The 20,631-nt window shown below is 72.5% G+C and carries 18 protein-coding genes; 8 read left to right on the top strand and 10 right to left on the bottom strand.

The genetic code is table 11. The annotated features are described in order from the left end of the window. Positions 1-282 precede the first annotated feature (282 nt). The 7 genes from JKV81_RS33095 (at position 283) to JKV81_RS33065 (ending at position 8,661) form a co-directional block, all read left to right on the top strand. Positions 283-1,788: an ABC transporter substrate-binding protein gene (locus JKV81_RS33095; RefSeq protein ID WP_202079328.1), complete on the top strand. Its 1,506-nt coding sequence runs from the start codon at positions 283-285 to the stop codon at positions 1,786-1,788. Further along, positions 1,785-2,738, top strand: a complete 954-nt coding sequence (locus tag JKV81_RS33090) for an ABC transporter permease (RefSeq protein ID WP_202079326.1) — start codon at positions 1,785-1,787, stop codon at positions 2,736-2,738. The genes JKV81_RS33095 and JKV81_RS33090 overlap by 4 nt, the downstream gene beginning before the upstream one ends. A gap of 74 nt (positions 2,739-2,812) precedes the next feature. After that, on the top strand, positions 2,813-3,625 hold the full coding sequence (locus tag JKV81_RS33085) for an ABC transporter permease (RefSeq protein ID WP_202472122.1): 813 nt from the start codon (positions 2,813-2,815) through the stop codon (positions 3,623-3,625). Further along, positions 3,622-4,773 (top strand): ABC transporter ATP-binding protein, encoded by a 1,152-nt coding sequence (locus tag JKV81_RS33080; protein ID WP_202079324.1) that lies wholly within the window; start codon positions 3,622-3,624, stop codon positions 4,771-4,773. The genes JKV81_RS33085 and JKV81_RS33080 overlap by 4 nt, the downstream gene beginning before the upstream one ends. 71 nt (positions 4,774-4,844) lie before the next feature. After that, positions 4,845-5,804, top strand: coding sequence for an ABC transporter ATP-binding protein (locus tag JKV81_RS33075; RefSeq protein WP_129267185.1), 960 nt, complete (start codon positions 4,845-4,847; stop codon positions 5,802-5,804). Positions 5,805-5,890: 86 nt separating this feature from the next. Further along, positions 5,891-7,756 carry a gamma-glutamyltransferase family protein gene (locus tag JKV81_RS33070; protein ID WP_129266385.1) on the top strand — a complete coding sequence of 622 codons (1,866 nt, stop codon included), beginning with the start codon at positions 5,891-5,893 and terminating at the stop codon, positions 7,754-7,756. A 53-nt stretch (positions 7,757-7,809) separates the two neighbouring features. After that, positions 7,810-8,661: an inositol monophosphatase family protein gene (locus JKV81_RS33065; RefSeq protein WP_202079322.1), complete on the top strand. Its 852-nt coding sequence runs from the start codon at positions 7,810-7,812 to the stop codon at positions 8,659-8,661. Positions 8,662-8,725: 64 nt separating this feature from the next. Here JKV81_RS33065 and JKV81_RS33060 read toward each other — a convergent pair whose 3' ends face one another. Beyond that, the gene (locus JKV81_RS33060) at positions 8,726-9,994 is read right to left on the bottom strand and encodes an LAETG motif-containing sortase-dependent surface protein (protein WP_202079320.1); all 1,269 of its coding nucleotides are present in this window, start codon (positions 9,992-9,994) and stop codon (positions 8,726-8,728) included. Between the two features lie 112 nt (positions 9,995-10,106). Then, the gene (locus tag JKV81_RS33055) at positions 10,107-10,964 is read right to left on the bottom strand and encodes a nucleotidyltransferase domain-containing protein (protein WP_202079318.1); all 858 of its coding nucleotides are present in this window, start codon (positions 10,962-10,964) and stop codon (positions 10,107-10,109) included. An 86-nt stretch (positions 10,965-11,050) separates the two neighbouring features. Between JKV81_RS33055 and JKV81_RS33050 the strand changes: the two genes are divergently transcribed. Continuing rightward, a complete protein-coding gene (locus tag JKV81_RS33050; protein WP_202079316.1) occupies positions 11,051-12,466 on the top strand; it encodes a phytoene desaturase family protein in 1,416 nt (471 codons plus the stop codon). A gap of 13 nt (positions 12,467-12,479) precedes the next feature. Here the strand turns inward: JKV81_RS33050 and ssuE are convergent, their stop codons facing one another. The 8 genes from ssuE to JKV81_RS33010 all read right to left on the bottom strand — a co-directional run bounded on the left by ssuE (position 12,480) and on the right by JKV81_RS33010 (position 20,590). Next, positions 12,480-13,037 (bottom strand): NADPH-dependent FMN reductase, encoded by a 558-nt coding sequence (gene ssuE / locus JKV81_RS33045; protein WP_129266389.1) that lies wholly within the window; start codon positions 13,035-13,037, stop codon positions 12,480-12,482. A gap of 54 nt (positions 13,038-13,091) precedes the next feature. Beyond that, positions 13,092-13,862 carry an alpha/beta hydrolase gene (locus tag JKV81_RS33040; protein ID WP_202079314.1) on the bottom strand — a complete coding sequence of 257 codons (771 nt, stop codon included), beginning with the start codon at positions 13,860-13,862 and terminating at the stop codon, positions 13,092-13,094. A gap of 72 nt (positions 13,863-13,934) precedes the next feature. Beyond that, entirely contained in the window at positions 13,935-15,275 is a 1,341-nt protein-coding gene (locus tag JKV81_RS33035; RefSeq protein WP_202079312.1) for an NtaA/DmoA family FMN-dependent monooxygenase, read from the bottom strand. 47 nt (positions 15,276-15,322) lie between these two features. Continuing rightward, entirely contained in the window at positions 15,323-16,195 is an 873-nt protein-coding gene (locus JKV81_RS33030; protein WP_129266392.1) for an ABC transporter ATP-binding protein, read from the bottom strand. After that, positions 16,192-17,073: an ABC transporter ATP-binding protein gene (locus tag JKV81_RS33025; RefSeq protein WP_129266393.1), complete on the bottom strand. Its 882-nt coding sequence runs from the start codon at positions 17,071-17,073 to the stop codon at positions 16,192-16,194. The genes JKV81_RS33030 and JKV81_RS33025 overlap by 4 nt, the downstream gene beginning before the upstream one ends. Continuing rightward, positions 17,070-17,957 carry an ABC transporter permease gene (locus JKV81_RS33020; protein ID WP_129266394.1) on the bottom strand — a complete coding sequence of 296 codons (888 nt, stop codon included), beginning with the start codon at positions 17,955-17,957 and terminating at the stop codon, positions 17,070-17,072. The genes JKV81_RS33025 and JKV81_RS33020 overlap by 4 nt, the downstream gene beginning before the upstream one ends. Before the next feature lie 2 nt (positions 17,958-17,959). Then, positions 17,960-18,988, bottom strand: coding sequence for an ABC transporter permease (locus JKV81_RS33015; protein WP_129266395.1), 1,029 nt, complete (start codon positions 18,986-18,988; stop codon positions 17,960-17,962). Positions 18,989-19,021: 33 nt separating this feature from the next. Further along, positions 19,022-20,590, bottom strand: a complete 1,569-nt coding sequence (locus JKV81_RS33010; RefSeq protein WP_202079310.1) for an ABC transporter substrate-binding protein — start codon at positions 20,588-20,590, stop codon at positions 19,022-19,024. Positions 20,591-20,631: the final 41 nt, after the last annotated feature.

Below are 20,631 nucleotides of genomic sequence, written 5' to 3'. Positions count from 1 at the left end.
AGCCGCATGCCCCGCTGTGGGGCGGCAGTCCCGGTGCCGGCCGCCCGGCCTCCGCCGCTCCGTTATCCGATCGTCAGGTAAAAGCTGTCCGTCATGTGAGCCGAGGCCTTGCTTTGCGGACTGTATGCGAAATACGGTCTGCGATATTCCTTGATCACCCCTGGCGGGAGGTAGGCCCCCGTGCGCCGAAAAGCGGTTGCCCTGGTGGCGGTTGCGTTGGTGTCCCTCACCTCGGGCTGCGCGTCTTTGCAGTCCTCGGCGACCGAAGTCGGTGGTGTGCGCATGACCGATGACCGGTCCGTACGCGACGGCGGGACACTCACCGTCGCCCTCAACTCCGACCCCGACAAACTGGACCCCACCCTGGCCCAGACCCTCGTGGGCCGCACGGTCTTCGCGGGCATGTGCGAGAAGCTCTACGACATCGACGAGGACGGCACCTTCGTGCCGCAGCTCGCCGCGTCGCTCCCCACCACCTCGGCCGACGGCCGCACGGTCACCGTGCGGCTGCGCCCCGGGCTGAAGTTCAGCGACGGGACCCGGCTGGACGCCCCGGCGGTCGTCACCTCGCTGCTGCGCCACCGCGATCTCCCCGGATCCGCGCGCTCCACCGAGCTGGCCCCGGTCACCGAGGCGAAGGCCACCGGACCGCTCACGGTCCGGCTGACGCTCGACCACCCGTACGTCCCGCTGACCGGCGTGCTCGCCGACCGGGCCGGGATGGTGATGTCACCGGCCGCACTGAAGAAGTACGGCAAGAACTTCACCAACCACCCCTCCTGCGTCGGCCCCTTCCGCTTCGTCGAGCGCACCGGCGGCGACCGGATCGTGCTGGAGAAGGACCCGAACTACTACGACGCGGACCACGTCCACCTGGACGGTGTGGTCTACAAGCCGATACCCGACGGCAACGTCAGGCTCGCCAACCTGCGCTCCGGCGACCTCCAGGTCGGCGACCAGATGGCCCCCGTCGACGTACAGAGCGCACTGACCGAGCCGAAGCTCCAGCTCTTCAACTCGCCCTCGCTCGGCTACCAGGGCATCGGCCTCAACGTCGGCAACGTCAAGGGGCTCGGGCAGAAGCCCGGGAAGATCGACACCCCCGTCGGCCGGGACGTCCGCGTCCGCGAGGCCTTCGAGCTGGCCATCGACCGCGACCTGCTCAACAAGGTCGTCTTCCAGGGCATGTACGAGCCGGCCTGCGGCCCCATCTCCCCGCAGTCCGCCATCGCCCCGGGCGTCGCACCGGAGGACTGCCCCCGGCGCGACGTCGACCGGGCGAAGGAACTGCTGAAGGAGGCCGGGGTGAAGACCCCGGTGAAGATCGAGCTGAAGACGTCCACCACCCCGGAGCAGGGGCGCGTCGGACAGGTGCTCCAGGCCATGGTCAAGGAGGCGGGCTTCGAACTGTCGCTGCGGCCCACCGAGTACGCCACCATGCTCGCCGAGACCGACGCCGGCAACTACGACGTCTTCACCAGCGGCTGGTCCGGCCGGCTCGACCCGGACGGCAACGTCTCCAACTTCCTGAAGACCGCGGGCGCGATGAACGCCTACGGCCTCGGGGACCCGGAGATCGACAAGCTGATCGCCGAGGGCCGCAGCGTCGCGGACCCCGCCCGGCGCACCGAGATCTACGACGAGCTCACCCGGCGCGTCCAGGACGCCCACGCCCTGATCTACCTCTACCGGCAGAAGAACTACGTCGTCGCCGGCAAGGACGTCGCGGGCATCCACGTCTACGGCGACGGACTGGTCCGGGTCAAGAATGCGGGGTACACCCGATGACGAAGTACCTGCTGACGCGCCTGCGTCAGTCCCTCATCACCCTCTTCCTCGTCAGCGTCGTCGTCTTCGCCGGCATCCGGGCGCTGCCCGGCGACCCGGCGCTCGCGCTGGCCGGGGAGGAACGCAGCCCCGAGGCGCTCGCCGCCATCCGTGAGAGCTACGGCCTGAATGACAACGTCGTCGTCCAGTACGGGCGGTTCATCGGGCACGCCCTGACCGGCGACCTCGGCACCTCCTCCCGTACGGGGCTCCCCGTCGCCGACGCGATCGGCCAGGCCCTGCCCGTCACGCTGGAGCTGGCCGCGCTCTCCCTGCTCCTGGCGATCGTCGTCGGCATCGGCGCCGGAGTGGTCGCCGCCGTGCGGCGCGGGAAGCCGGAGGAGTGGCTCGCCAACGCCATCGCGCTGATCGGCCTCTCCATCCCGACCTTCTGGCTCGGCATCGTGCTCGTCCTCGGATTCGCCATCGCCGTCCCGGTGTTCGCCGCCTCCGGTTACGTACCCTTCGGCACCGATCCCGTCGACAACCTGCGCCGGATGGTGCTGCCCGCGATCGTGCTCGGCTCCGGTCTCGCCGCCGTCGTGATGCGGCAGACCCGGGCCGCGATGCTCGACTCGCTCTCCGCCGACTACGTGCGCACCGCCCGCGCCAAGGGCCTGTCCAGGGGCTCCGTCGTCGGCGGGCACGCGCTGCGCAACTCGCTGGTCACCGTCGTGACCGTGCTCGGACTCCAGCTGGGGCACCTGATCTCCGGCGCCGTGGTCACCGAGCAGATCTTCGTCCTCCCCGGCTTCGGCAAGCTCACCATCGACGCCGTCTTCACCCGCGACTACGCGACTCTCCAGGCCGTGGTGCTCTGCACCTCCGCCGCGTACATCCTCATCAACCTGCTGGTCGACGTGGTCTATTCGGTCATCGACCCGCGCATCCGGCTCGGAGGTGCCCGGTGACCACCGCGACCACAGCGCTCCCCACACCGCCCCGGGCGAGCAAGCGGAGGGCCGGCGGCGGCAAGCTCCGCGCCCTGCGCAGGAACAAGCTCGCCCTCACCGGCGGGATCATCGCCGCCGTCTTCGTCCTGACCGCCCTGTTCGCGCCGCTCATCGCCCCGTACGACCCGTCGCAGCCCGACTTCGGCAACGTACTGGCCGAGCCGAGTGCCGCGCACTGGCTGGGCACGGACGACCTCGGGCGCGACCAGCTCTCCCGCATCGTCCACGGCGCCCGCGCGTCCATGCAGGTCGGGCTCGTCGCCGTGGTGCTGGCCTTCCTCGTCGGCGTACCGCTGGGGCTGCTCGCCGGGTACTACGGCCGGTTCGCGGACACCGCGGTGTCCCGGCTCACCGACACCATGCTGGCGTTCCCCTTCCTGGTGCTCGCCGTCGGGCTCGCCGCGATCCTCGGCCCGTCGCTCACCAACGCGACCATCGCCATCGGCATCTCGCAGATCCCCGCCGTCATCCGGATCACCCGCGCCGAGACCCTGCGGCTCAAGCACGTCGACTACGTCGCCGCGGCCGTGGCCAACGGGGGCGGCGACGGCACCGTCCTCTTCCGGCACATCCTCCCCAACGCCACCTCCGCCCTCATCGTCCAGGCGACCGTGGGCATCCCCGCCGCGATCATCGGCGAGGCGCTGCTGAGCTTCCTCGGCCTCGGCGTCCAGCCGCCCGCCCCCTCGCTCGGCGTGATGCTCTCCGGCGCCCAGTCCTTCCTGGCGCCCGCCCCCTGGCTCGCCGTCTTCCCCGGCCTCGCGATCGTCGCGGCGACGCTGGCCTTCAACCTGCTCGGCGACGGCCTGCGCGACGTCCTGGACCCCCGAGGAGCCACCCGATGACCGAGACCGTCCTCGAACCCGTACGGAAGACGCCGGCCGAACCCGCGCTGAGCGTGCGCGACCTGTCGGTCTCCTTCCACTCCGACACCCGCACCGTGCACGCGGTCGACGGCGTCTCCTACGACGTGGCCCCCGGCGAGGTCCTCGCCGTGGTGGGGGAGTCGGGCTGCGGGAAGTCCGTCACCTCAATGGCGGCGATGGGCCTGCTCCCGCCGACCGCCCGGATCGGCGGCTCGATCAGGCTCGGCGGACGCGAGCTGGTCGGCGCGCCGGAGAAGGAACTCCAGAAGGTCCGCGGCAAGGACATCGCGATGATCTTCCAGGAGCCGATGACCTCGCTGAACCCGGTCCTCACCATCGGCCGGCAGATCGGCGAGGTGCTGCGCAGGCACCAGGGGCTCAGCCGTAAGGAGGCCAAGGCCCGCGCCGTGGAGCTCCTCGAACTCGTCGGGATCCCGGCGCCCGCCCGCCGGATCGACGAGTACCCGCACCAGCTCTCCGGAGGCATGCGCCAGCGCGTCATGATCGCCATCGCGGTGGCCTGCGACCCGGCCGTCCTCATCGCAGACGAGCCGACGACCGCCCTGGACGTCACCGTGCAGGCCGGCATCCTCGAAGTCCTCCAGTCCCTGCGCGAACGCCTCGGCACCGCCATCGTCCTGGTCACCCACGACCTCGGGGTCGTCGCCGACGCGGCCGACCGGGTGCTCGTGATGTACGCCGGGCGCGCCGTCGAACAGGCCCCGGTGCACGACCTGTTCGCCGCCGGCCGGCACCCGTACACCCGCGGACTGCTCGGCGCCGTGCTCCGGCCCGGCGGCGAGGGCAAGCGACGGCTGCCCGAGATCCCGGGCCTGGTACCCAGCCTGGACAGCCAGCCCGACGCCTGTACGTTCGCACCCCGCTGCTCCCGTGCCGACGACACCTGCACGGGCAGCCGCCCCGGCCTCCGCGCCGTGGAGCGGGAGGCAGGAGCGGACGCCTCGCACCGGGCCGCCTGCTGGCACCCGTACGCCGAGACGCAAGCAGATGCCGAGGCGCAAACAGACGCCGAGACGCAAGCCGATGCCGACGGCGGGACCGGCAGCGGCACCGACACCGGGACCGGTCCCGGAACCAGCGCCGCAGCCCAGGAGGCCGGAAAGTGACCACCGCACAGACCGTCCCCGCACCGCGGGACGCCGACACCACGCTGCCACCGGTGCTGGAGATCAGCGGCATGGAACGCCACTTCGGCGCCTCCGGCGGCGGAACCGTCCGGGCCGTCGACGGGGTCTCGATCACCATCGGCCGCGGCGAAGTCGTGGGCCTCGTCGGGGAGTCCGGCAGCGGCAAGTCGACCGTCGGCCGGTGCGCCGTACGCCTCGACGAACCCACCGCCGGCACCGTCCACATCAACGGCACCGACGTCAGCCACCTCTCCCGCCGCGCGCTGCGCCCCCTGCGCAAGGACTTCCACCTGGTCTTCCAGGACCCCTCGTCCTCGCTGGACCCGCGCATGACCGTCGGCCAGATCATCGCCGAGCCCATCCGGCTGCACCGCCGCGCCCGTGGAGCGGCCGTACGGGAACGGGTCGAGCAGCTGCTCGGCCAGGTCGGGCTGCGCCCCGAGCACGCCGACCGGCACCCCCATGAGCTGTCCGGCGGGCAGCGCCAGCGCATCTCGATCGCCCGCGCCCTGTCCTGCGACCCCGACCTGGTCGTCGCCGACGAACCCACCTCGGCGCTCGACGTCTCCGTCCAGGCGTCCGTGCTCAACCTGCTGGCCGACCTCCAGCGCGACCGGGGCTTCGGCTGCCTGTTCATCACCCACGACCTGGCCGCCGTAGAGTTCCTCGCCGACCGGATCGCCGTGATGTACCTCGGGCAGATCGTCGAACAGGCCCCGACGGCCGAGCTGTTCGCCGCCCCCAAGCACCCCTACACCCAGGCCCTGCTCTCCGCCGCCCCGGTCCCCGACCCGGTCGCCCAGCGCTCCCGCGAACGCATCGTGCTGCACGGCGAACTCCCCAGCCCCCTCGACCCTCCGCCCGGCTGCCGCTTCCACACCCGCTGCCCGCTCGCCGTCGACCGGTGCCGCACCGAGATCCCCGCCCTGCGCGAGATCCCCGGCGGCCGGCAGGTCTCCTGCCACCTCGTGACCGACGACGGCACCGCCCCGGACGCCGCCGCCGTCTGACCTGCCCTGTCCGGGGCCCGTGCCCCGTACGTACGATCCGCAAGGCACCACAGAACTTCCGCACGCCGCAGCAAGGAGCCACACCCGTGTTCACCACCCGCCCCACCCTCCAGGGCACCTTCGGCATGGTGTCCTCCACCCACTGGCTCGCCTCGCAGTCCGCGATGGCCGTCCTGGAGGACGGCGGCAACGCCTACGACGCGGCCGTCGCCGCCGGCTTCGTCCTGCACGTCGTCGAGCCGCACCTCAACGGCCCGGCCGGCGAGGTCCCGATGATCCTCGCGCCCAAGGACGGCGAGGTGCGGGTGCTGTGCGGCCAGGGCCCCGCCCCCGCAGGCGCCTCCGCCGCGCACTACCGCTCGCTCGGCCTCGACCTGGTCCCCGGCACCGGCCCGCTCGCCGCCGCCGTACCCGGCGCCTTCGACGCCTGGATGCTGCTGCTGCGCGACCACGGCACGAAGACCCTCGCCGAGGTCCTGCGCTACGCCATCGGATACGCCGAGGACGGCCACGCCCCCGTCGAGCGCGTCGGCCAGACCGTGGAGACCGTCCGCGAGCTCTTCGAGACCGAGTGGCCGACCTCCGCCGAGGTCTACCTGCCCGGCGGCAAGGCCCCCGAGCCCGGCAAGCTGTTCCGCAACCCGGCCCTCGCCGCCACCTGGCGCCGCCTCGTCGCCGAGGCCGAGGAGAAGGGCGGCGAGGACCGCGTCGCCCAGATAGAGGCCGCCCGCGCCGTCTGGAGCACCGGCTTCATCGCCGAGGCACTGGTCCGCCAGGCCGCCGTGCCCACCATGGACACCAGCGGGACCCGCCACACCGGCACCCTCACCGCCGCCGACCTGGCGGGCTGGTCCGCCACGTACGAGGCGCCCGCCACGTACGACTGGAACGGCTGGACGCTGGCCAAGGCGGGGGGCTGGAGCCAGGGCCCCGCCTTCCTCCAGCAGCTCGCCCTCCTCCCGCCCGAGCTCCCCGCCTACGGCTCCGCCGACTACGTCCACCTGCTCGTCGAGGGCTGCAAGCTCGCGATGGCCGACCGCGAGGCCTGGTACGGCGACGCCACCGACGTCCCGCTCGGCACGCTGCTCTCCGACGCGTACAACGACGAGCGCCGCGCCCTGATCGAGGACACCGCCTCCCTGGAGCTGCGCCCCGGCAGCCCCGGGGGCCGCACCCCGGTCCTCAGCGCGCACGCCCACGCCGTCGCCGCCGGGGAGTCCGGCTTCGACGCGATGGGCATCCCGGTGGCCGGCGCCGGGGAGCCCACGGTCGCCAAGGAGGGCGCGGGCGAGCCGACGGTCACCGCCGACCGCGTGGGCGAGCCGTCCGTCGCCAAGGACGGCTCGACCCGCGGCGACACCTGCCACCTCGACATCGTCGACCGCTGGGGCAACATGGTCGCCGCGACGCCCAGCGGCGGCTGGCTCCAGTCCAACCCGGTCGTGCCCGAGCTGGGCTTCCCGCTCGGCACCCGGCTCCAGATGGCCTGGCTCGACGAGGGCCTGCCGAACACCCTGACCCCCGGACGGCGCCCGCGCACCACCCTGACGCCGTCCCTCGCCCTGCGCGACGGCGTGCCCGTCATGGCGTTCGGCACCCCCGGCGGCGACCAGCAGGACCAGTGGCAGCTGCACTTCTTCCTCGCCGTGGCGCTGCGCGCCCGGGTCCGCGGCGGTCTCGACCTCCAGGGCGCCATCGACGCCCCGAACTGGCACAACGACAGCTTCCCCGGCTCCTTCTTCCCGCGCGGGATGCGCCCGGGCAGCGTCACCGTCGAGGAGGGCATGGACCCGGAGGTCGTCGAGGAACTGCGGCGCCGGGGCCACGACGTGACCGTCGGCGACCCATGGTCCGAGGGCCGGATGTGCGCCGTCGCCAGGGACCCGGAGACCGGCGTCCTGTCCGCCGCCGCCAATCCGCGCGGGATGCAGGGGTACGCGGTCGGCCGCTGACCTCCTCCCCTCCTGCCCGGAAGGCCCCCGGCGGACCGTGCTTAGCTGGAGTCATGATCGATGACTTCGTGTACGGGACCGCCGGGGAAGCCGGACAGCTGGCCGAGGTGGAAGCCGTGGTGCGCGCGGCGGCCGCCGCCGAGATCCTGCCGCGCTACCGGCAGCTGGCCGCCCACGAGATCGTCGAGAAGAGCGGCCCGCACGACCTGGTCACCGCCGCGGACCGGCTGGCCGAGGAGTACCTCACCGACGCCCTGACCCGGCTGCTGCCCGGTTCGGTGGTCGTCGGCGAGGAGGCCGTCCACGCCGACCCCGCCGTCTACGACGCGCTCGGCGGCGACGCCCCCGTGTGGATCGTCGACCCGGTGGACGGCACCCGGCAGTTCGTCCACGGCGAACCCGGCTTCTGCACCCTGGTGGCCCTCGCGCTGCACGGCGAGGTGTACGCCTCGTGGACGTACGCCCCCGTCCTGGACGAACTGGCCGTCGCCGTGCGCGGCCGGGGCGCCACGCTCAACGGCACCACGGTGCACAGCGGTTCGCCCGCGCCCGGCGCCGTCCTCAAGGTGGCCATGTCGCACCCCGACTACACCTCCGACGCACAGAAGCGCGCCCTGCTCGGACTGCGGACCGACGGCATCGACGCCCGCGCGTGCGGATCGGCGGGCCTGGAATACCTGGCCGTCGCCTGCGGCGCCTCCGACGCCGTCGCCTTCAACTGGGAGTTCGCCTGGGACCATGCGGCGGGGCTGCTCCTGGTCACCGAGGCGGGCGGCGCCCAGTCGACGCTCTCCGGAGCCCCGTACCGCATCACCGGCGGAAACGATCTGCCGTTCACCGCGGCCAGGGACGAGGCCACGGCCGGGAGGATCCTTGAGGCGCTGAGGGCCGGCGGCGAGGGCTGAGGCGACGAACGGCTGTGGCCGGTACGGATGTCCCGTACCGGCCACAACTCGCTTCGTACGTTCTCTACTTGACGGCTGCCGCGCGCCTCCGGACCGCGTAGAAGATCCCGCCGCCCGCGACCAGGGCCGCCGCCGAGGCGCCCACCAGGGGGAGGGAGGAGCTGGAGCCGGTCGCCGCCAGGTTGCCGCCCGTCGCCGTCTGAGGGGCCGCGCCGCCGCCGGTGGTGGAGCCGCCGGACGCGGAACCCCCGGTGGTGGAACCGGCCGTCGAGGAACCGCCCGTCGTGGAGCCCCCGGTCGAGGCGCCGCCGGACGTCGAACCCCCGGTCGAGGAGCCGCCCGTCGTGCCCGCACCGGCGTCGACGACGAGGTCGGCGGTGTCGTTGGCGGCGTTCTTGTCGAACGGCCTGTCCGCCCCGGTGAAGGAGACCTTCCCGGTCGCACCCTCGACGGCCTTGTCGATCCGCAGGACGAACGGGTACGTCTCGCCACGCCCCGGGTTCACCCACGACTGCGAGGTCCCGCAGGTGTAGTGGGTCTTGGTGACCGGGCTGCAGAAGTCGTGCGCCTTCACGACCGACGTTCCCGGCGGTATCCGGACGTCGACGGTCGCGGCGCCCTGACCCAGCTCGCGGTAGACCCACGCCGGGCCGTCGTTGACGAACTTCACCGACGCGGTGACCTTGTCGCCGACCTCGCCCTTCAGCCGGGCGCCGGTCAGCGCGAAGTCGGCCGTGTTGACGGCGGTCACGTCCGCGGAGCTGGACGCCTCGCCGTGGCTCGCCCGGTCGGCATCCGTCGCCGGGCCCTTCTCGACCAGCTTCAGCGGACCGCCCGTGCCGGGCACGGGGTCGGACCCGCCGTTGTCGGACGGTCCGGGCTCCGTCGAGTCGACGCTCACGCGGACCTTGTCGTACAGCGCGCTGTCCTGCGCCTTCAGGCCGATCGGCTGCTCCGGCACATAGAGGACCCCGGGCTTCAGCGGCTGGTCGACGGCGCACACCGCGACGGCCTTCTCCGGTTCCTCGTCGGCGGACGACTCGGTCGAGTACATGCAGTTCCCGTACGAGTCCGCCGCGGCCAGGCCCGAGGTGACGGTGTAGGACACCCACACCTTCCCGACCTCCTCGGTGCCCTTGTTCAGCACCGAGAACGGCACGTCGACGCCGCTGCCCGGCTGCGCACCCGTGATCGGCGCCAGCTGCCCGATCCCGAGGTCCGGCTCCGCCGCCACCGCGACCGCGGGCAGGGAGGCGAGCCCGGTCAGCGTGGCGGCGGCCAGTACACCGACCGCGGCGCGCGAAAGACGGCGGCCGGGAAGAGTGTGAGTCATAGAAGTTCCCTCGTCGTGGCGTGCTGTGAATGCCGTCTCCGGCACATCACTTACCTGTAGGGCAGACGCTTCCGGCCGCCGAACGGTTGCACCCACCACGCATTCCGGCCGTTCACCCGTCCGGGTGTACCCCGTCCTGGCCGTCCGCCGGCGCCCCGCGGTCCAGCACCGCCCGGACGTCCCGTACGACCTCCGCAGCGGTCTCCACGGCGGCCGCGTCCAGGCCCCGCAGGGCCTTCGAGATTCGGGCCCCGAAGTCCGCGGGGGTGCCCGGCAGAGCGGCGGCGGAGGCGAGCGCCCCCTTTTCGTTCAGGCACCAGACACGGTGGTGGGCGTGCAGCGCCTGCGCCAGCACCCCGAAGGCCCTCGCCAGGCAGAGGGACACATGGAGCGTGTCCCCCGACGGGGCGGACTTACGGGCGGAGGCAACGGAGAAGTCCGCCTCCCACACCGCACCGGTCAGCGCCCGGCGCAGCGGCTCGGGGTAGGCGCGTACCGCTTCCTGAAGGGACGCCAGGTCGCCGCGCGGGTCCTCCAGCACCCGGCCGAGGGCGACCTCACCCACGTAACAGGGGGACCAGAAGCCCAGTGGGTGGCCGGGCTGGATCCCCACCTCGTAACGGCCCTCACGGCAGTCCGACCACACCGACTCCACCCGGTCCAGATCGCGCAGGATCCAGTCGACCGCGACGCCGTCCACCGTCAGCCACGCACCGCCGTTCACCCAGGGGCCCCACCCGCCGGGCCCCGCCACCTCGGCCGGCGCCCCCTGGACGTCGGACGCCAGTGCGGTCAGCGCGTCCAGGTCGGGGGCGCCCCGGTAGTAGACGCCCAGATCCCAGTCGGAATCGGGGCGGTGGGTGCCGCGGGCCCGGCTGCCGCCCAGGGCGACGGCCTCGATGCCGGGCAGCCGGGCGAGCCGGGAGGCCATCGCGGCGACGGAGGGGGAGGGTGCGTGTGCGGGTGTCATCGAGCGGGAGGCTACCCGGGGGCCCGTTGTCGGCGTACATGAATATCCTGGGTGCCCTGGCCATCGGCTGACGAAGGAGTCCGAAGGTGCCATCGATGCTGGATGCCGTCGTCGTGGGGGCGGGCCCGAACGGGCTGACAGCCGCCGTCGAGCTCGCGCGCCGAGGATTCGCCGTAGAGGTGTTCGAGGCGGGGGACACCGTCGGGGGCGGTGCCCGCACCGAGGAGCTGACCCTTCCCGGCTTCCACCACGACCCCTGCTCCGCCGTGCACCCCCTGGGCATCGGATCCCCGGCGTTCCAGGCCATGCCGCTCGCCCGGCACGGCCTCGAATGGCTTCAGGCCCCCCTCTCGCTGGCCCACCCCTTCCCGGACGGATCGGCCGCGGTGCTCACCGCGTCCGTCGGCGAGACCGCCATGTCGCTGGGCTCGGAGGACGCCGGAGCCTACCGCCGGCTGGTCGCCCCGTACACCGGCCACTGGGACACCCTGGCCCAGGACTTCCTGCGCACCCCCTGGGACGGCCTGCCCAAGGATCCGTACCGCTGGGCGCGCTTCGGGCTCGACGCGGCCCAGCCGGCCACGCTGCTCTCCCGCCGCTTCCGGGGGGAGAAGGCGCGCGGGCTGATCGCGGGCCTCGCCGGGCACGCCATCGCCCCCGCCAGCGGCATCGCGACCGGCGGGATCGCCCTGCTCTTCGCGCTCGCGGCGCACGAGAACGGCTGGCCGGTGCCGCGCGGCGGCTCGCAGGCCATCTCCGACGCCCTCGCGGCCTTCCTGCGGGAACAGGGCGGCACCATCCGCACGGGCGTCGAGGTCAGGCGCCTGGACGAACTGCCACCCGCACGGGCGTACGTCTTCGACACCTCGCCGACCGCGCTCGCCAGGATCGCGGGACTCGGCAGCGCCTACGACCACTACCGGTACGGCCCCTCCTGCTTCAAGATCGATTACGCGCTCTCGGGCCCCGTCCCCTGGACGTCCGAGGACGCCCGGCGCGCCGGCACCGTCCATGTCGGCCCCTCCGCCGCCGAGATCGACGCGGCCCTGCGCGCCGCCGTGGCCGGCCGCCCCCCGAGCGTCCCCTTCCTGATCACCGCGCAGCCCAGCCTCGTCGACCCGACCCGCGCCCCCGAGGGACGCCATGTCTTCTGGGTGTACGGGCATGTCCCGTCCGGCTGGGAGGGCGACGCCACCGACATCATCGAGCGCCAACTGGAGCGGTTCGCGCCCGGGTTCCGCGACCTCGTCCTGGCCCGCGCGGTCGCCGGACCGCCCACCCTCGCCCGGCGCAACGCCAACTACGTCGGCGGGGACATCGCCACCGGCGCGTTCACCGGCCTCCAGACGGTGCTCCGCCCCAAGCTCGCCCGCGTGCCCTACGCCACCACGCACCCGGCGGTCTTCCTCTGCTCGTCGGCCACCCCGCCCGGCCCGGGCGTGCACGGCATGTCGGGACACCACGCGGCCAAGGCGGTGTGGCGGCGTCTGACGGCGCGGTGACCGGCGGAGCCGTTCAGCCCGCGGCCGCCAGCACCGCCGTACGTCCGCCGAGCGCCCGGGAGAAGGCGTCGGTCACCTGGGCGAGCGCCTCGGCCGTCCCGGGTGCGACGGTCAGGGTGCCGTCCTCGCCCGCGGTGATGTCCTTGTCGAGCGTGAACCAGCCCGGGACGATGTGCGCCGCGCCCATCGAGCTGAGCACCGGGCGCAGCGCGTAGTCGATCGCCAGCACATGGGCCGTGCTGCCCCCGGTGGCCAGCGGAAGCACGGTCTTGCCGGTCAGCGCGAACTGCGGGAGCAGGTCCAGCAGCGTCTTCAGCAGCCCCGAGTAGGCGGCCTTGTAGACCGGGGTGCCTATGACCACGCCGTCGGCCGCCTCGAACAGGGCGGTGGCCTCGACGACGGCCGGGTGCCGGAAGTCGGCGCCGAGCAGCGCCTCCGCGGGCAGGGTGCGTACGTCCAGCGGCGTCACGTCGTGGCCCTGCTGCCGGAGCCGGTCGTCCAGATGGCGCAGGAGCCGGGCGGTGCGGGAGGTGGCGGAGGGACTGCCGGAGACGGACAGGATGGTTGCCATGGGGGACCTTTCTCTACGGGGTGGACATACCGGAGGCGTCGGGAGGGGCGGTGGTCACCAGGCGCTCGAATCGACCGTGACGACCGGCACCAGCTCGTTGCGCAGGGTCTCCAGGAAGGTGACGACCTCCGCGGCCACCGAGCGGTGCTGCATGTCGTTGAGGACGTCGTGGTGCGCGTCCCGCACCACCGAGAGCCGGGCACGCGGCAGCGACTTCGCCGTACGGACGAGTGCCTCCCGGTCCGCGAGCGGATCGGCGTCGCCGGTCAGGAGCAGCACCGGGACGTCGATGTCACCGCCGTACGCCGCCGTGAGCAGCGCCTCCGGCACCGCCTCGTCGAGCGCGCCGCGCCGGATCCCGGTGTCCCCGGTGAGCGTGCCCCGGTGGGCGGGGCAGGCGGTACGCACGTCGAGCTCGTCCTCCCAGTCGCCGACGGGGCCGGCGGCGGTGCCGGGGATCCCCGCGAGGACGACGGCGTCCGGCAGCACGGCCGACGGCGCGTCCTTCCGGCCGAGGAGGGCGGCGACGGCGGCGGCACCGGTGTCCGCCCCCACCAGGACCAGGGGCCGGACGAGCCCGTCCTCGCCACCGGCCGCGTCCTCGGCGGCGGCCGCGAGCCGGTCGCCGAAGCGGGTCAGCGCGCCGCTCAGGCCGTCCGCGTCGAGATCGGGGGCGCCGACGACGCGGACGCGGTAGGCGTCGGCGGCCAGCCGCCTGCCGAGCCGGGTGTAGGTCGCCCGGGTCTCGCCCCGGCCGGGCACCACGAGGACGGTGCCTCGGGTGCGGAGGCCCTCGGGGGCGTGGAAGTCGGTGTACTCGGTCATCTCAGGACTCCTGCGTATACGGATGCGAACGCGGGTGCGGGTGGGGGCCGGTGGAGGGGTTCGTGGCCCGCATCAGTCGTTCACGGACCGGCGCGCGACGGTGTGGCGGTTCTCCGGGACGGGCAGCCCGAGGTTGCCGCGCAGGGTGTCGGCCTCGTACTCGGTCCGGAACAGGCCGCGCTTCTGGAGGAGCGGCACCACGCCGTCGACGAAGCGGCCGAGGTCGTCGTTGTTCCGGAAGGCCAGGTTGATGCCGTCCAGGGTGCCGGCGTCGTACCACTTCTCGATGGTGTCGGCGACGGTCTCCGGCGCCCCGACGAACGGGGAGCGCCGGAACGCGTTGACGGATTCGGCTACTTGACGCAGCGTCAGGCCCTCGGCCGTCGCGCGCTCGATGATCTTCCCGGCGCCCGTGCGGCCGCCCTTCTCGGCGAGGTGGGCGACGTCCGGGAACGGTGCGTCCAGGTCGTGCACGCTGAAGTCGTACGCGCCGAAGGACCGGCCCAGCAGCGCGAGGTTGCTCGCGAAGTCGTTGTCCTCCTCGAAGATCTCCCGCTCCCGGCGACGCGCCTCCTCGTCGGTGGCGCCGACGATCGGGCCGCCGTGGATGAAGACCTTGATGTGCTCGGGGTCGCGCCCGTAGGCGGCGGTGCGCTTCTTGATGTCCGCGTAGTACTCCTGCGCCGACTCCAGCGTGCCGCCCGGTGCGTAGATCCCCTCGGCGACGCGCGCGGCGAGGTCGCGGCCCTCCTCGGAGACCCCGGCCTGGAAGATGACCGGCTGCCCCTGCGGCGAGCGCGAGATGTTCAGCGGCCCGGCGACCTTGAAGTGCTCCCCGGCGTGGTCCAGCGCGTGCAGCCTGGACGGGTCGAGGAAGACACCCCGCTCCACGTCGGCCGGGAAGGCGTCGTCCTCGTAGGAGTCCCACAGCCCCTGGGCGACCTGGACGGACTCCAGGGCACGGCCGTAGCGGGTGGTGTAGTCGAGGTGTTCGTCGAGCCCGTAGTTCCTCGACGTACCGGTGTCGAAGCTGGTCACCACGTTCCACCCGGCGCGCCCTGCGCTGATGTGGTCGAGGGAGGCGAACCGGCGGGCCAGGTTGAACGGCGAGTTGTACGTGGAGCTCGCCGTGCCGACCAGACCGAGGTGCTTGGTGTGGGTGGCGACGGCGGAGAGCAGGGTCAGCGGCTCCAGCCGGTTCAGGTAGTGCGACGGGTAGGTCGAGTTGATGAACTGGCTGTCGACGACGAACAGCGCGTCGAAGAGGGCGTGTTCGGCGGCCTTGGCCTGCTCGATGTAGTAGTTGACGTCGATGCTGGCGTTCTTCGCGACGAGCGGGTCCTTCCAGAGGCCGTGCTGGCCGGGGCCGCCGACGCCGTAAGGGTGCAGTGCGAGATGGATCCTGCGGGACATGGGTGTTCCTCTCAGTGGTGCGGGGGGGACGGGCGGGCGCCGGGCCGTCAGCCGGCCAGCCGGGCGCGCAGGGCCTCCCGCTCGGAGCGGTCGGCGGTCCGCGCGTGCAGCGTCGGCGCGGAACCGACGAGCAGGCGCGTGTACACGTGCCGCGGGTGGTTGATGACGTCACGGGCGGCGCCCACCTCGACGAGCTCCCCCCGGTAGAGCACGGCGATGCGGTCGGCGGTCCCGGCGATGGAGCCGAGGTCGTGCGAGATGAAGACGAGGGACGTCCCGGCGGCGCGGAGCTCCTTGAGGATCTCCAGGACCTGGACGCGGTTGGCGGAGTCCAGGGCGCTGACCGGCTCGTCGAGGATGACCAGGGCGGGCTCCGTGACCAGGGCGCGGGCCACGGCGACGCGCTGGCGCTGGCCGCCCGAGAGCTCGCCCGGCAGCCGCCCGAGCAGCTCCGCGGAGAGGTGGACCCGGTCCAGGAACGCCCGGGCCCGGTCCACCGCCTCCGTGCGCTCCACGCCCTGGATGAGGAGGGGTTCGATCAGGGAGTCCTCGATGGTGAGGTCCGGGTCGAGGCTGCGCAGCGGGTCCTGGAAGACGTACTGGACGATGCCCCGGCGGCGCAGGGCGCGCCACCGGCGGTTGCCGTACCCGGTGACCTCCTCGCCACCGACCCGGATCGAGCCGGCCGACGCGCGTACGAGGCCGAGCACGGCGCGGGCCAGCGTGGACTTCCCCGAGCCCGTCTCGCCGATGACGCCCACGGTCTCCCCGGGCGCCACGCTCAGCGAGACGTCCCGCAGCGCGCTCCGGCCCCGGCGGCCCCGGCCGTAACGGACCTCCAGGCCCTCGACGGCCAGCACCGGGGCCGGAGCCCCGGCCTCCTTGCCGGCGGGCCTCGCTTCGGGCGACGCGGTGGTCATGACGCCTCCTTCGGGGTGAGGAACTTGTCGAGGCCGTACTGCTCGTGCTCGGCCATGAGCAGCCGGGTGTACGCGTGCTGCGGGTCGTGCAGCACCGAGTGCGTCGGGCCCTGCTCCACCACCTCGCCCTGCCGCATCACCAGCACCTCGTCGCACAACTGGGCGACGACGGCCAGGTCGTGGGAGACGACGACGAGCGCCAGGCCGGTGCGCTCGCGCAGTTCGGCCAGCAGGTCGAGGATCTCGGCCTGGACCGTGACGTCGAGGGCGGTGGTGGCCTCGTCGGCGATGAGGGCCCGGGGCTCGACGGCGATCGCCGCCGCGATCAGGACGCGCTGGAGCATGCCCCCCGACAGCTCGTAGGTGTACTGGCCGTAGACCAGCTCCGGGTCCCGCAGCCGTACCGCGCGGAGGAGTTCCAGTGCTTGCCGGCGCGCCTCGCGCCGCTTCACGCCCTTCTTGACCCGGATGACCTCGGCGATCTGGGCACCGACCCGGATCGACGGGTTGAGGTAGGAGGCCGGGTCCTGGAAGACGGCGCCGACCGTGGTGCCGCGCAGGGCGGTCCACTGCCGGGGCGTCAGCGTCGCGATGTCGGTGCCGTCGATCTCGACGGATCCGCCGGAGACCTCGAAGTGCGGGGGCAGGATGCCGAGCACCGCCCGGCAGGTGAGCGTCTTGCCGCTGCCGGACTCGCCGACGATGCCGACCGCCTTGCCCGGGGTGAGCTCGAAGCCGACGCCGTGCACGATCTCCCGGTCGGTGACCCGGTCGCTGATGCGTACGTCGCGTACGGCGATGACCGGGGGAGCGGCGGGGGCGGCCGGAGCGTGCTGGGGGGCGCTGCCGGCGGCGGTGTTCCGGGACAGGGTCCTCATCGTGAACCTCCCACGGGGACGGGGGCGGACGTGCTCGTACGGGACCGGGCCCTGCGCCGGTCGACCAGCGCGCGGCCCGCCTCACCGGAGACGTCGCGGATGGCGTCGGCGAGCAGGTTGCACGCCCAGACGGTGACCATGATCAGCAGGGCGGGCGCCACCGGGGCCCAGGGCTGGTGGCTGAGGTAGCCCAGGTCGGAGGCGAGCAGCCCGCCCCAGGTGGGAGCCGGAGGCTGTACGCCGATCCCGAGGAAGGTCAGGCTGGAGACGATGACGAAGCCCACGCCGATGGTCTGCGCGAGCGCCACCGCGATCGGTGGCAGCACCTTGACCCAGACATGGCGGCGTACGATCCAGCCGACCGAGGCCCCGGAGACGATCGCGGCCTCCACGTACGGCGAGCGGGCCACGGCCAGCGTGGCGGCCCGGGACACCCGGTAGAAGAGCGGGGAGACCAGTGCGCCCGTGACGAGCATGGCCTGCGTGATGCCGTTGCCGAGGAGCGCGATCACGGCGATGGCGAACAGCAGGAACGGCAGGGCGACCAGGGTGTCGGCCAGCCGGAGGGTCAGCCACTCGAAGGCCCGGCCCGAGTAGACCGACAGGATCCCGGGGACCGCACCGACGACGAGAGCCATCAGCGCGACCTCCAGCGAACCGAGCACGCTGATCCGCGAACCGTCCAGGAGCCGGCTGAACACGTCACGGCCCAGGTAGTCCGTCCCCAGCCAGTGAGCGCCCGAGGCCGACGCGAGGGTGTTGTCGCTGGTCGCCAGGGGATCCTGCGGGGCGAGCCACGGACCGCAGAGGGCGAGCAGCGCGACCAGCACGAGGATGACCACGGCGATCCGGCCGGATGTGAGTGAGAGGACGCGGCGCACCATCGTCATACCCCCCGCTGGGATGCCGGCATCACACGCGCCAGCACCAGGTTGATGATCAGGTTGAAGGAGACGACCAGCACGATCGACACCACGAGCACGCCCTGCACCGCCGGTACGTCGCCGGCCTGGGCCGAGTCGTTGGCGAACCGCCCGAAGCCCTGGAGACCGAAGATCCACTCCGTGACCACGGAGGCACCGACCAGCGCCGGGAACTTCTGGCCCATCGTGGCGAGGGCCGGCCCGAGGCCGTTGCGCAGGACATGGGCGAAGAAGATCCGCCGTGGGCTCAGGCCCCGGACCACCGCCCCCGTCACGTAGTTCTCGCCGTACGCCGCGACGAGGCCGGCCCGCAACTGGCGGGCGACGTCGGCGATGACGTCGAAGCTCAGCGCGAGCGCGGGCAGCGTGATGTGGGCCAGCCAGGGGCCCACGCCCTGCTCGGCCGGGATGTAGCCGGCCGACGGGAACAGACCGAGCCCCACCGCGAGGACGGCCACCAGCACGATGCCGACGACGAAGGCCGGCATCACCGAGATCACGGTGACGAACCCCGTGATCGCCCGGTCGACGAGGGTGGTGCGCCGCAGCGCCGCCACCGTGCCGAGGAGGAAGCCGACGACCACACCGATGACCAGGGCGAAGACCGCGACGGAGAGGCTCACCCCCAGGCCGAGGCCGATCAGCGTGGAGATGTCGGCCCCGTTGACCCAGCTGGTGCCGAGCTGCCCGTGCAGGACATCCGTGAACCAGTTCCAGTACTGGGTCAGGAACGGCTGGTCGAGCCCCCACTCGGCCTCGATGCGCCGGATCGCCTCCGGGGTCGCCTCCTCACCCAGCTGGATACGCGCCGGGCTGAGGCCGCTCATGGAACGCAGGGCGAACGTCACGAAGGTCGCCACCAGGAACACCGGTACGAAGATCGCGACCGAGCGGCCCAGGGCGGCCGCCACCCGCCCCGCCGCATGCCGCGCCCTGGCCGTGGCGACCCTGCGGCGCCGGTCAGGAGTGGCCTCCGGCGTGGTCGTCGTCATGGGTCTGCCCCCTCTCTGCAGTGGATGGACGGGTCAGGAGCCGGCGATCTTCACGCCGGTCCAGTCGATGTGGGCGGGGTTCTTCGGCAGGTCGGAGAGGGTCTTGCTCTTGGCGAAGAGGTTGGGCGAGGAGAAGGTGAAGATCAGCGCCTTGCTCTCCAGACCCGCACGCGTCGCGGCCTGGAGCACCTGCGCGTAGTCGGGTGCGTCCAGAGGCGTCTGACGGACCTTGGCGACGGCCTCCTTGAAGCCGTCCGGCTCGTACGGGGTGCTCAGGTTCAGCGGGCCGTTCGGGCCGAAGTGGGCGGTGAGCGTCTGCACCGCCGAGTCGCGGCCCGTCGTCGAGTACAGCGAGAAGGCCAGGTCCTTGGCGAAGAACGGCGTGGCCCAGTTCTTGTCGATCTTGATGGTGACCTTGATGCCCACGGCCGCCAGCTGCGACTGGACGATCTCCGCCTGCGGGTCCTCCGCCGGGATGACCAGGTTCAGCTTGAGGTCGCCGGGCCGGTGACCGGCCTCGGCCAGGAGCTTCTTCGACTTCGCCGGGTCGTAGGGGTAGGCGTTCTCCGACTTCGCGTCGTACGCCACATAGCCCTTGGGGAAGGGCTGGTCCGTGGACTCGCCATGACCGAACGTCAGCTTGTCCACGAACTCCTTGCGGTTGACCGCGTACCGGAGGGCGTCGACGACCCTGTCGTCGTCGAACGGCGCCTTGTTGACGTTCAGGCTGATGTTGGAGGCGTTGAAGCCGGGCTGGGAGAACACGTCCAGGCCCGCCTTCTCCGCGGCGGAGGCCTGGCTCGGGTCGAGGTCGGCGAAGTTGTAGACCCCGGTCTGGAGCCCGGAGACGACGGTGGAGGCGTCGGGGGCGGAAACCAGCTCGACGTCGTCGATGTGGATGTTCTTCGCGTCCCAGTAGTCGGGGTTCTTCCGCAGGACCGCCTTGGTCCCCGGGATCAGCTGGTCGATGACGAACGGCCCGGCACCGACGGGGTTCTGGTCCAGCTTCGCCGGGTTCGCGGCGGCCTTGGGGCTGGCGATCTGCAGGACGCGCTCGCCGAGCAGCTGCGGTATCTGGTAGTCGACCTGGGTGAGGTCGAGCGTGACGTCGAGACCGGAGGCCTTCACCGACCCGATCGACGTCAGGTCGCCGAAGAGCGCGGAGTTCTTCTGCTTCTGCGCCCGCTCGATCGCGGACTTCACGGCCGCGCCGTCGACCGGCTCCCCGTCGCTGAACTTCAGCCCGGGGCGCACATGGAAGGTGATCCCGTCACCCTTCGCGTTGTACTCCCAGCTCTCGGCGAGATCCGGGACGGCCTTTCCCTCCTCGTCGGTGCGGGTCAACGAGCTGTAGACGAGGGCGAGTTCACGGAACTGGGCACCGCTGCCGGAGACCACCGGATCCCAGTGGCTCGGGAAGTAGGAGGAGGCCCACTTCAGGGTGGCGCTGCCGGCCGACGACGACGCGCTGCCGCCGCAAGCGCTCAGAGCCGGCACGAGCAGGGCGACGAAGGCGGTCCCGAGGGCAGCGACCCTCAGGCCGCCCGCCTGTCGAGCCGACCGGGCGTCCGGTCGGCGGCGGATCGTGAGGCGTGCGGACATCTCGTTCTCTCTGATGGGGTCCGGCCCGGAAAAGGGCAGGA

Origin of the sequence: Streptomyces silvae (assembly GCF_016745505.1) — a bacterium.
GTDB classification, from domain to species: domain Bacteria; phylum Actinomycetota; class Actinomycetes; order Streptomycetales; family Streptomycetaceae; genus Streptomyces; species Streptomyces silvae.
Note: the sequence above shows the minus strand (reverse complement) of the source record. Positions and strands in the feature narration are given on the sequence as shown.